Below are 11,837 nucleotides of genomic sequence, written 5' to 3'. Positions count from 1 at the left end.
TGCTCACAAAATTTATAAAATATAAAAAAAGAAGAGCTTTAAATCATAACGCATGCCATTTATCTTTAAATGCAATGAGTTATCATTCAAACTCTTCTTATCAACCTACATACATTGACATTATACTATCATATGTTGTTTTACGTATTCAACAAACATTTCAACGTTATCACTTTTAATATCATGCATTGGGACATTACCAATATTAAATTTGAACATTATAGTTTGACCATCATAATCTATCTTCTCTATTTCATTATAACTAATACTTCTATAATAAAATTGACCATTCATATCTACATTCATAATTAATCTTTCATTTGTTGCTATAAATGCCCCTTCAAATTCATTCTTACCTTGAACTTGATACTCAATTATTCCTAGCACTGACGGACCCTTTTTTTCAGTTGGAAATAAATCATTTGGATTTACATTATCTAAAATCATAATATCCCTCCCACTTAAAACTATAAACTATTCTTCATAGGTATATGAAATACAAAAGATTAACTATTTATTATTAAGCTTAACTTGTATTCCCTTTTCAAGATAATTATAACATGCTTGAATAAGCATAGTGACTTTAGAAAACTTTTCCCGCTTGATTGTTACAATAACACGCCTTTCATCTAATTCACATCTCTCTTTTTTAACTAATCCTTTCAAAATTAAACACTTTAAAATCGGACTAACCGCAAATATCGGGTGATGGAATTCACCCTGTAATTCTTTAACCGTCAATTGACCTTTATGCAGATTTAATATTCCTAAAACGTATAACTCTTCTAATGATAATTGACACATATTTAAATAACACTTTAGATTTCGCAATAATTCTTGTGACGACAATAAATACGATACATAGTCACAACTAAAATCAAATGTATATTGACCAAAATAACGTTCAATATAGTCACTTAGCTCATTATTCATATATTCTATTTTATCTATATGCATTTTATTAATCGAAACAGTCAATTTACGTTGATCCCTTTGATCTCTTTCTTTCAATAGCCATTGATGATTGTTTAAATAACTTAACATTTGAAGAAGTGCCATCTTAGATTGGATTTCTTTCATTTTTAATAACCTATCTATTGAAGCGCTATTGGAATCAGAATTATCATATTTAACTAATAGATTTAATAGTTTCACTTGAGTCAAAGTGAGATGAAATGAATATTTCAACATATCATTAATGACTTTCAACATTAGTATGTGTGCAGTTAAACGCTTAACTTTAAATTTAGACATCTTTAAAACCTCTCTTAAACCATGCCTATATCTCAAGATGATATTTCAAATGAACAATACTATTGCTTGAGATCATTAATGAATGATCATAAATATTTCTTTCTATAAAATTAGCTTTCCAATAACTGTGTTGTTGCATAATATCATTCACAAGTACACCATTTTCGGAAGTATGATTATCTTTATCTATACTTAAAACAATTTGTTTAGTTTTAGCATGGCTAAATTGTTGAAGACCCTTACACGATAAACGTATAGCGTCTGAATTCTCATTTAACAATGCGGCTGGCAAACAAATGACACATTGTACTTCATGTTTGAACTTCGTTACAATCATCGTGTCATTTTGATAAATAACAATCCCTCGTAATTGATTAAGTATATTTATGATAAAAATGAATATTGATAATCTAGTCAAATTTATTTCTTTGCTCGCTTCACTTATAATTGACATGTGCATAATAAGTCCTCGAAATTTTGTATAATTTGTCAAAAGTTCAGTAACCTTATTAATATCAGACATTGTGATTTTTTCTTTTAAGTCATTATTCTCATTAATCAAATCTACATCACATATAATTTTAGAACGTGCAATAGACACCTGTTCTATTTGTCTTAGCGGTAAGATAAAATAGTCTATTAGATGATCGATTTCTTTATCATAGCGCGTATTCAACTCATTTGGTTCCAGATGATATATTAATTCAAATACTCCTATATAATTATCTATTAAACGTTTCAGTTTTTGAATTGCAGTAGTATTTAAGTCGTTAATTAAAAATGCAATCTTACATCTATTACTCTCAAAAGTCATATTAAAAATTGTAGCTACTAGCTTTTCTATCTTGCCTCTTTCAGTACTCGTTAACAATTCCTTATATTCATGTTTAATACGAAATACTACATTTACATTGTAATTCACTATCTTTTGAAGTAATAAAGTGATTTGTTCAATCGATAGCTCATTGCTTGTGTCGATTGTAACAATTATATGCAAGTTTTCAGGATTAACACCTAATCTTTGAATGATTTGTTTAATAGTATAATAATCCATCCAATAAAAATTACTTCCTTTAATATAGATGTTTTTAGGTTGATACATTTGACTCCTTTTTGTAGGCTCAAAAGGTATATCAATCTTGCGCATACTTGAAGAACTTTGATTAGTATCATCAAATAATTCAATTATATTTTTATCAATTTCAACTAATTGGGAATGGTTAATTGAATGAGATGTTGGACTATTTCTTTTTCTAATTAATTTAGGAGTGTCACCATACGTTTCTTTAAAGAGGTGTATAAAACGAGAATAATGATTAAAACCATGACTACTTGCGATTTCTTCAATGGGCTTCTTAGAAGTTAAAATATCAATTAAGCAATGCTCCAGTCTAATATGATTTAAATATTGAATAAAATTACTATAAGGTGTCGCTTTAAACATGTCACTTAAAGCTTTGTTTGTGATACTAACTTGATTAATGACATCTTTCCTATTTATCTTTTTATGGTGGTTGTTTGTTAAATAATCGTGCACTTCTTCGGCTACTAAATGACGACTACCATCATAGGTATTTAATGACATTAATTCAACACACATGTAATTAATAATCTTATCATTAGCATTATAAGGCTGTTGCTTAATTTTGTTGTAGATTAAATTCTTAATTAAGATTCTAAAAGTGCAAGCAACCTCATTTGTTAATATCTTGCCACGCATCATATAGTTTGCATTCATAAACTTCAAAAATGTCTTTGCACTTACCTCAACAACACAACATACACTATCATCATGACCATCAATCTGATACAAATCATTCAACATAATAACGGTGACATCATTTCTTTTCACATCATATTGTTGTAGATTGATTGAAACTACACCTGTACCTTGAAGCCAATATATAATTTTTAAGTTTGCTTCCTTCACACTACTCATTTTCATACTTTTAAAAATATGTAGTGAATAATTATCTGTCATCTTACATCCTCACATATACAAATATATTGATTTACTCCTGTTTGTCTTTCTCAAATCAATTGTCAACATCTAATGTTCACTACCAATTATATCGCCACATGTTTTTTAGCAGTAACAAAACATAAATCGATTATATCAAATAATACTTTTATTAAAACATTTTTTTATGCTAAATTAGGATATTTTATCCATTAAATATACATTTTTATCCAAATACCAAAGCTTTCACAATCATAGAAACTTGATCGTTCGTGTCGAATTTTTATGCATTTTCTGATTAAAAGTCCGATATTATGCACAAAATATACATTTAGAATTTTCAGTAATATTACAAGTTTGTAACAGCCTTATTTTCGCAACATTCAGTTTTCACAAAGAATGCCGTAGTTATAAGTTTTGCAAAATGCAAATTTCTATACTTTTAAAATTCTATTGTGTCAAGATATTAGCAAAAAATTACAAAACGTTAACAAAGCACACAAGGACGCTAATTTCTGTTATAGTCTTTCTTGTCGTTTAATTACGAGAGATAACTTATAACATTAATTTTGTCACACGGACATTACGAAAATATTTTAGATTTAAAATTTTTAGGAGGATATTTTTAAAATGAAGAAAATCGCTACAGCTACTATCGCAACTGCAGGATTCGCTACAATCGCAATTGCATCAGGAAATCAAGCTCATGCTTCTGAGCAAGATAACTACGGTTATAATCCAAATGATCCAACATCATATAGCTATACTTACACTATTGATGCACAAGGTAACTACCATTACACATGGAAAGGTAACTGGCATCCAAGTCAATTAAACCAAGATAATGGCTACTACAGCTATTACTACTATAATGGCTACAATAACTATAACTACAACAATTACAACAACGGTTATAGCTACAATAACTACAGCCGTTACAACAACTACTCAAATAATAATCAATCATATAACTACAATAACTATAATAGTTACAACACAAACAGCTACCGTACTGGTGGTTTAGGTGCAAGCTACAGCACTTCAAGCAACAATGTTCAAGTAACTACAACTATGGCTCCATCATCAAATGGCCGTTCAATCTCAAGTGGTTATACTTCAGGACGTAACTTATACACTTCTGGTCAATGTACATACTACGTATTTGATCGTGTAGGTGGTAAAATCGGTTCAACTTGGGGCAATGCAAGTAACTGGGCTAACGCAGCTGCAAGAGCTGGTTACACAGTGAACAATACACCAAAAGCTGGTGCAATTATGCAAACAACTCAAGGTGCATACGGTCACGTTGCATACGTTGAAAGTGTTAACAGCAATGGTTCAGTAAGAGTTTCAGAAATGAACTATGGTTATGGCCCAGGTGTTGTAACTTCACGTACAATCTCAGCTAGCCAAGCTGCTGGTTATAACTTCATTCACTAATTTGTGATGAAAGTGAATTAAGCCAACAAGGTTTCAAGAGCCTTGTTGGCTTTTTTAATTTCTAGACATCAAAAAATCGGATTGGTGGAAATCTCAAAACTTCGATTTCCACCAATCCGATTCACTCTGTAATAAAGAATAAACAACATACAGCCATTGACACACCCAAATTTAGGCGCGTCAAATCGGCTATACATTGATAAATTTTTAGTTAAAGTACTTACAAATATACTTGCCTTCAAATTCTCAATTAATTTAGTCATTACAAATCATGACATAAAACTTACATTACATATATTAACATGTTCCGCTACAAAACATATTCAGTATATGTATAGAGGATATTTATTCTAAGTTAAAACCTTTTCAAATTATAACCGCTACAATTATAAATGATTAAAGTGTTCCAACATATTATATATATTCCACGCTCACATTAAGTTAAACGTGAATTCGATGACTTTTTAATACCTATCCCTGTAAAACCATAGATAATTGCTATAATTGCGCATAAATAACATGGTACTGTCCATATGAAAAATTCTTCAACAGAGACATGAAGTTGATTCGTATAGTAAATACCCGATGTTCCCCATGGTATTAAAGGTAATACCATCGTACTTGAGTCTTCAAGTGTTCTTGATAAAACGGAACGAGAGACTTGGTATTTTTCGAACAAATCTTTCATTAACACACCGACCATAATAATTACAATCGAAGCAACACCTGCAGCGAATACAAGCGTAATACAACAAATAACAGTAATACATATTAAACTTCCTACAGAATGGATGCCTTTAGAAATAGTAGTTAATAAGACTTCTAAACATCCTGCTTTTTCTACAATACCTGCAAATGCATATCCGCAAAATATCGTTACTAATATTTGGGTCATACTCATCATACCACCCTGTTCTAACAAGCTTTTCACACTGGATGAAATATGAGACTGATGTATCATTGAGTCGTTAAAACCACTAAATGTTGCTTTGAAACCATTTGTCATTTTGAAATGATGATTAAAAGTCCCCACTATAATGGCAGAAAAGCTTGATATTAGCATAGCTGGCACTGTAGCCATTTTAAATAGCAAACAAACAATGATCACAATTAAGGGAACCCAGACCCATATGTTAATTTGATAAATCTGTGCAAGCTCTGATAACAATGTTTGAATCTGCTTATCATTTGAATGTCCTTTAAATTGAAATCCAGCAATAAACCATACTAATAAACCGATGATTGACGCAGGTATTGTTGTCCACATCATCGAATGAATGTGTTTAAATATATTCACTTTAGTGACAAGCGCCGCTAAATTAGTTGTATCTGATAATGGTGACATTTTATCGCCAAACACAGCCCCTGCTATAATAGCACCCGCTGCCATCCCTGGAGGAACCCACAATTGATTACCAATAGAAATAAGTGCAATCCCTGCAGTTGATGCAGAGCCCCATGCTGTACCAGTTGCTACAGATGTAACAGCACTTATAAAAAAGGCTGATATTAAAAAATAGCTTGGATTCAATAAATCTAAGCCATAATAAATCAAGGCTGGCACTGTGCCAGAAAACATCCAACTGCCTACTATAATTCCTACCGCTAGTATAATTAAAATTGCAGGCATTGCAGTATTTAAACGTTCTGCAATGCCTTTTTCTAAATCTTGCCATGTTAAGCCGACACGTTTTGCAATCCATGTGGCATATGCTGAGGCAATAATTAATAATACTTGAATTGGAATATCAAAAAACACAAAGCCTGTTACAACAACAATAACCATTACAATCATTGTCGAAATTGATTCTAAAAAGGTTGGTTTTCTTGTCATCATCTATCGTCCCCTTCGCTTATTGATGAGAAACCTCTTTTCTTCAATTTATTGCTTTTGCATAATGCTATATCCTTTTCTATCTTCAAGCCATCATTTATTTTAAATATTTTTCTAAATCAAGCTTATCTAAGCCAATGGATTCAACTGTTAAACCTTCTTCAAAGAAATCTCTTTCTAAGATTGTCGATGCAATGACAATTACTGCATCTATATTTGGTGTCGGTACATCAATAACACGACCTAAGCTTGACCATAATACTAAACCATATGCAATATCTTCAGTTAAATATCTGCTTTCTACATGATTTGGTCCTGGAATTTGTGAAAATACTGGGCTTGTATTAAACAAACGATTTAATGGTTCATCTTCTTTATCACGTTCTAAATAACCACGTTCAATACGTGATTCTTTAGCTGTTGATAATTCAAAACCTAATCTACGGCCTAAATTTAAACGTTCTAATTCGATTGCATGAAGTAATCTAACTGTATGTTTAGTAATTCCTTCTTTATATAAAGCGAACTCACCAGCATAATCAATACGACCGACATTCAATAATGTTGGCCCTGGATGCACTTCAGGATTACCATTTTCAAGATTTGTTTTAATTAAGCTTTCCTCTTTTACTAAATGATCATAAATACTTGAAACTTTGTCATAACAATCATTTAGACAGCTTCTATCATATGTTGAAAAGAAGATACGACGTACATTTAGAGATAAATCAACTGCTGCATTTTCAAAATCGACACGCGTACCATACGTCAACGTATTAGCTTCTGCTAATTGTGGTTTTGTTTCAATATGTCTATCTTCTAAAACATTCATAAAACGAATTGACCCCATTGCTGCAGCCATGTTGAAGAATATCAACTGATTATCAGTTACATGCTCTGCCATTACATCAGCATAATATTCTATGTAAGAAGATGGAATAATCACTTGAACAATTTCAGCATCTTTTAAAACATATTCCATATCATCACTAATATCAGTGAATTTTACGAAACGTTCATCACCTTCATTATTAAAATCAAATCCGCCCTTTTCGATTGCGTTTTGAAACTTACTTATAGATTGATTACGACAATATAATTTAACATCGTGGCCTTTGCTCACCATATCTACTGCTGCCGTAACTGCGCCATTTCCTGATCCTACAATTGCTATTTTCATAAACAACCCTCTTTCTATCTTTGGTTAAAATTAAAAAGCAAATTATACGTAAGACAATATAAAAATGATGCGAATTCATTACGCATCATTATAAATGTTAAGTATATATAACCTTAAATTAACCTATTTAAACGCCGACGTCCACCAATTATTTTTATTTTTAATAATTGTTTAATAAACATGTTTATTTTTGATTATATTTTGTTATAGTTAAAGATAATATTACAATTTTCAAAGGAGTGTCTAATATGACAACTGAAATGAACGACGTAACAAATCATCAACCGAATCGCAAATCCAATGATGAGAACATTATGGCGATGCTTATCTATTTATTAAGTTTATTCACATCTATTATTGGTCCACTGATTATATGGTTATTGAAAAAAGATGAATCGAAACTAGTTGATCGTGCTGGAAAAAATTATCTTAACTATACGATTTCTTATATTATTTGGTCTATCGTTTTAGTCGTTATCACTTTTATAGGCGTTTTCCTAATTGCTACCGATATTAGTTTCATTATCATTATAGGTTTCATCATTACATTTATCGGCATTTTATCCATATTCGCTTTCTCAATATTATCTTTTGTATTCACAATTATTGCGTGTGTCAAATATTATAATGGTCAAGAATATGTAATACCTTTAACAATTCGATTTATTTAAACATATTACAAATAAATATTTCCTATTAATTATCTGTTAATCTCATTGTAACTTTGACTAATTTTTATTACAAAATTAGTCAAAGTTTTTTTATTCTTTTACAAATCAATAACATTCCCCACAAGAAGCATTAATTTTGTTAAAGTAACTATTGTCATCAATTCGAGATGTGAGAATAAAACAGTCGCTACGTTTTATTTATAAAAAAAGATATAGAACTTTGGAGGACTTTATTCATGAAAAAATTAATAACAGCAACTACGTTAACAGCAGGAATTGGTACAGCATTAGTAGGTCATGCACAACATGCAGACGCTGCTGAAAATTATACAAATTATAACAACTATAACTATAATACGACTCAAACTACAACGACTACAACAACTACGACAACTACATCATCAATTTCACATTCTGGTAACTTATACACTGCAGGACAATGTACTTGGTATGTATATGATAAAGTAGGCGGAGAAATCGGATCTACTTGGGGAAATGCTAATAATTGGGCTGCTGCTGCACAAGGTGCTGGATTCACAGTAAACCATACACCTTCTAAAGGCGCTATCCTACAATCTTCTGAAGGACCATTTGGTCACGTTGCATATGTAGAAAGTGTAAACAGTGATGGTTCAGTTACAATTTCAGAAATGAATTATAGTGGCGGACCTTTCTCAGTAAGCTCAAGAACTATTTCTGCAAGTGAAGCAGGTAACTATAACTACATCCATATTTAATATAAACACGGTGATACATATTGTCTTGAAACTTAATTCTAGTACATATGTCATCAAAAAACTTTGAGCTTTCCTTTATAGGAGAAGCTCTTTTTTTGCTATTTTTCGTTGCCACCTACTTATATATATTTTTTCTCCCATATTCATAATATTAATTTTTTTCAATATTATTAACTTTAAAACTACGTTATCTAATTTAATTGATCCAGTTTTCCACATTACAATATTCATAGTCCTACAGTGCCTAAGTTATATCACCTCCATCAAAAGTACACGCTTACATCATTGATACACAAGACATCATGACATAGTTGTATACTGTCTAATCTTCTACTATACTAAGATAAAAGGAGTGATCTTTTATGGAAAAAGTTTATGTTGCTGGTGCAATACCAGAAGTAGGTTTAAAACTTTTACAAGAACATTTTGAAGTTGAAATGTATGAAGGTAAAGGATTAGTCGATAAAGACACTTTAATTAAAGGTGTTAAAGATGCGACTGCCTTAATTAGTTTATTATCTACAAACGTTGATAAAGATGTTATCGATGCTGGTAAAGACTTAAAAATCATTGCCAACTATGGTGCTGGTTTTAATAATATTGATATCGAGTATGCTCGAGAAAAAAGTATAGATGTTACAAACACACCTAAAGCATCAACAAACGCGACTGCTGATTTAACAATTGGATTAGTACTTGCAGTAGCGCGTCGTATTGTTGAAGGCGATCAATTATCACGTACAACTGGATTTGACGGATGGGCACCTTTATTTTTCAGAGGTAGAGAAGTATCTGGGAAAACAATCGGCATTATCGGTTTAGGTGAAATTGGTAGTGCAGTAGCGCGTCGTGCAAGAGCATTTGACATGGATGTACTATACACAGGACCTAATCGCAAAGAAGAAAAAGAACGAGAAATCGGTGCAAAATATGTAGATTTAGATACACTATTAAAGAATGCAGATTTTATCACTATCAACGCTGCTTACAATCCTAAAATGCATCATTTAATTGATACAGAACAATTTAAAATGATGAAATCTACGGCGTATTTAATCAATGCCTCTCGTGGTCCAATCGTGCACGAACAAGCACTAGTGCAAGCATTGAAAAATAATGAAATTGAAGGTGCTGCACTTGATGTATATGAATTCGAACCAGACATTACCGATGACTTAAAATCACTTAATAATGTAGTATTAACACCGCATATTGGTAATGCTACATTTGAAGCACGTGACATGATGTCTAAAATTGTTGCTAATGCTGCAATTAGTGCCGTTCAAGGTGAGAAACCACAATTTGTCGTTAACTAATAATTGAATTTATTATAATGACATTATAATAACAAGAACCCCCATATGTTGAGCTTTCATTTCAACATACGGGGGGTTTCATATTGTTGTATTACTTTTCTTTCGATTTATATAAGAATTTAGTCTGTCCAGCTGCTAATGCATTTGGCATCATTTTCATAATACGATTTCTAACTGCAACAACTAAACGACTACGATATTGGGCAATTTTACCGATTTTTCTAGAGCGTTTAATTACTTTTGCAGTATGTTTGACACGTATTTTATCATAACGCTGCAATGCTTTTTCAAAGTCGTATGCGTTAAAACAATTTACTAATACGATAGCATCTTCCATTGCTTGTCCAGCACCTTGCCCCATATTAGGCGTTGTCGCATGTGCTGCATCTCCTAGTAAAATAGTACGACCATAAACAAAAGATTTGAGTGGTTTCAAATCATAAATATTATGCAATAAGATACCTGTTTCACTTTGTTTGTCTAAGATTTCTCTAACTTCATTTGGATAGTGATTAAAGTATGCTTGCAAATGAGGTTTACCAAACGAACTATATTTATGATTGTTTTCCTTCGAGTTAATTGTAATGAACCAATATGCTTGATTATTTAATAACGGAACAATACCTACTCTTCCTTTTCTTCCCCAGTATTCTTTTGCACAATCCGGATGCTTTAAATCAATATCATCAATTAAACCTCTAAAGCATGTATACCCTTGATATAATACTTTACTGTCAGCATTTACAGATTGTCTCACTTTAGAATGAATTCCATCAGCACCAATACATAAATCAAATGCTTCACTCTCTTGTTCCGCGAAATGTATGGTAACTTTATCTGTCTCATTATCTATATGCGTGACTTCATGATTTGTAAATATTGCATCATCTTTTACATAAGATTTAATAATGTCAATTAAAGTTTGGCGTGGTAACGTCACATTCAATGTATTACTTTTTAATTTAACAGTAGTTAACGGGCGATCTTTGTCATCTAACACTGTCATTGTAGATAAGATTTGCCCAGCATTTTTAATACCTTTAGCTAAGTCATGATTACCTAGTTTTTTAAGCACATTATCTCCGATACCAATCCCAGCGCCAATTTCTTTAACTGACTCATTTTTTTCAAAGACTTTAATAGTATGACCTTGTTCTTGTAATAGTGCAGCAGCTGTTAATCCACCGATGCCTGCACCTATAATTGCTATCTTCATATTGTCACCTCTATATTTTTCATTCTTTTCTATTTTATCACATGCACTATTGTTTAAAAATGACTCTTGGAACTAACGTTTCATTTTTAAAGACTTAAGTGTATTATCTGCACCATTGTATATTACATGCACATTTAGACAGCAATATTCATTTACATAATGTACATTTGTAACAATGATGTGGGAGCTTGGGTCATAAATCAATGTCCTAGGGTCTATAATATTATAT

The 11,837-nt window shown here is 31.4% G+C and carries 11 protein-coding genes; 4 read left to right on the top strand and 7 right to left on the bottom strand.

Going from position 1 to position 11,837, the window contains the following annotated elements; genetic code table 11:
* Positions 1 to 120: 120 nt before the first annotated feature.
* The 3 genes from HMPREF2658_RS00085 to HMPREF2658_RS00075 form a co-directional block, all read right to left on the bottom strand.
* Positions 121 to 447 (bottom strand): PH domain-containing protein, encoded by a 327-nt coding sequence (locus HMPREF2658_RS00085; RefSeq protein WP_000599591.1) that lies wholly within the window; start codon positions 445 to 447, stop codon positions 121 to 123.
* Positions 448 to 510: 63 nt separating this feature from the next.
* Complete coding sequence (locus tag HMPREF2658_RS00080; protein ID WP_000032842.1) at positions 511 to 1,254, bottom strand: SarA family transcriptional regulator; 744 nt, start codon at positions 1,252 to 1,254, stop codon at positions 511 to 513.
* 25 nt (positions 1,255 to 1,279) lie between these two features.
* Entirely contained in the window at positions 1,280 to 3,235 is a 1,956-nt protein-coding gene (locus HMPREF2658_RS00075) for a helix-turn-helix transcriptional regulator (RefSeq protein WP_000131812.1), read from the bottom strand.
* A gap of 609 nt (positions 3,236 to 3,844) precedes the next feature.
* On the opposite strand from HMPREF2658_RS00075, the gene HMPREF2658_RS00070 reads away from it, so the two are divergent.
* Entirely contained in the window at positions 3,845 to 4,654 is an 810-nt protein-coding gene (locus HMPREF2658_RS00070) for a CHAP domain-containing protein (protein ID WP_000717388.1), read from the top strand.
* Between the two features lie 68 nt (positions 4,655 to 4,722).
* Here HMPREF2658_RS00070 and HMPREF2658_RS00065 read toward each other — a convergent pair whose 3' ends face one another.
* From HMPREF2658_RS00065 to HMPREF2658_RS00055, 3 genes are all read right to left on the bottom strand, one after another.
* On the bottom strand, positions 4,723 to 4,917 hold the full coding sequence (locus tag HMPREF2658_RS00065; protein ID WP_031785428.1) for a hypothetical protein: 195 nt from the start codon (positions 4,915 to 4,917) through the stop codon (positions 4,723 to 4,725).
* A 173-nt stretch (positions 4,918 to 5,090) separates the two neighbouring features.
* Positions 5,091 to 6,491 (bottom strand): Na+/H+ antiporter NhaC, encoded by a 1,401-nt coding sequence (nhaC, locus tag HMPREF2658_RS00060; RefSeq protein ID WP_000989014.1) that lies wholly within the window; start codon positions 6,489 to 6,491, stop codon positions 5,091 to 5,093.
* A 94-nt stretch (positions 6,492 to 6,585) separates the two neighbouring features.
* Positions 6,586 to 7,668, bottom strand: coding sequence for an NAD/NADP-dependent octopine/nopaline dehydrogenase family protein (locus HMPREF2658_RS00055; protein ID WP_000684568.1), 1,083 nt, complete (start codon positions 7,666 to 7,668; stop codon positions 6,586 to 6,588).
* Between the two features lie 248 nt (positions 7,669 to 7,916).
* Here HMPREF2658_RS00055 and HMPREF2658_RS00050 point away from each other — a divergent pair, with 248 nt between their 5' ends.
* The 3 genes from HMPREF2658_RS00050 to HMPREF2658_RS00035 all read left to right on the top strand — a co-directional run bounded on the left by HMPREF2658_RS00050 (position 7,917) and on the right by HMPREF2658_RS00035 (position 10,392).
* Complete coding sequence (locus HMPREF2658_RS00050; protein ID WP_000206107.1) at positions 7,917 to 8,339, top strand: DUF4870 domain-containing protein; 423 nt, start codon at positions 7,917 to 7,919, stop codon at positions 8,337 to 8,339.
* A 236-nt stretch (positions 8,340 to 8,575) separates the two neighbouring features.
* Positions 8,576 to 9,076 carry a CHAP domain-containing protein gene (locus tag HMPREF2658_RS00045; protein WP_000733941.1) on the top strand — a complete coding sequence of 167 codons (501 nt, stop codon included), beginning with the start codon at positions 8,576 to 8,578 and terminating at the stop codon, positions 9,074 to 9,076.
* A gap of 362 nt (positions 9,077 to 9,438) precedes the next feature.
* A complete protein-coding gene (locus HMPREF2658_RS00035) occupies positions 9,439 to 10,392 on the top strand; it encodes a 2-hydroxyacid dehydrogenase family protein (RefSeq protein ID WP_000417008.1) in 954 nt (317 codons plus the stop codon).
* A gap of 91 nt (positions 10,393 to 10,483) precedes the next feature.
* Here the strand turns inward: HMPREF2658_RS00035 and HMPREF2658_RS00030 are convergent, their stop codons facing one another.
* A complete protein-coding gene (locus tag HMPREF2658_RS00030) occupies positions 10,484 to 11,608 on the bottom strand; it encodes an FAD-dependent monooxygenase (protein ID WP_000684154.1) in 1,125 nt (374 codons plus the stop codon).
* Between the last annotated feature and the right edge of the window lie 229 nt (positions 11,609 to 11,837).

Origin of the sequence: Staphylococcus sp. HMSC062H10 (genome assembly GCF_001836945.1) — a bacterium.
GTDB classification, from domain to species: domain Bacteria; phylum Bacillota; class Bacilli; order Staphylococcales; family Staphylococcaceae; genus Staphylococcus; species Staphylococcus aureus.
The sequence above is the reverse complement of the archived record's forward strand: the minus strand, read 5'-3'. Positions and strand labels throughout refer to the sequence as shown.